At 66.4% G+C, this 402-nt stretch carries 1 protein-coding gene; it reads left to right on the top strand.

What is annotated here, in order from left to right; genetic code table 11:
- Positions 1 to 402: hypothetical protein (locus EN925_RS39405; RefSeq protein ID WP_164894864.1), on the top strand; the 402-nt coding region annotated here is incomplete at both ends.

Here is a 402-nt window from a genome sequence, read left to right as displayed (position 1 = left end):
GCGACAGCCTGACGGCATCGGGCCGCACGGTGAAGAGCATCAAGCTGACGGCGAGCGGCAAGGCCGATATCACCAGTCCCGCCGCCAACGTATCGCTGACCGGCTCCGTCAACGACCAGCCGCTCGATATCAAGGCAGCACTGGTGACAAGCGAGGGCAAGCGTTCGATCAACGGATTCCTGGTCTCGCTGGGCGACAACAAGGTCTCGGGCGATCTCGCGCTGGACGACACGTACATGCCGCTCGGCACGCTGACGCTCGACGCGCCCGCTATCGACCAGTTGGCCGCACTGGCCGGCCAGGCGGTGACGGGCGACATCGACGGCACCATCGGCTTTGCCAAGGAGGGCGACGCGCCCTCCGTCGCGATCGATGCGAAGAGCACTTCGATCGCGCGTGGCG

The sequence above is a fragment of the Mesorhizobium sp. M7A.F.Ca.US.006.04.2.1 genome, from assembly GCF_004022915.1.
GTDB classification, from domain to species: Bacteria; Pseudomonadota; Alphaproteobacteria; order Rhizobiales; family Rhizobiaceae; genus Mesorhizobium; species Mesorhizobium ciceri.
Note: the sequence above shows the minus strand (reverse complement) of the source record. Positions and strands in the feature narration are given on the sequence as shown.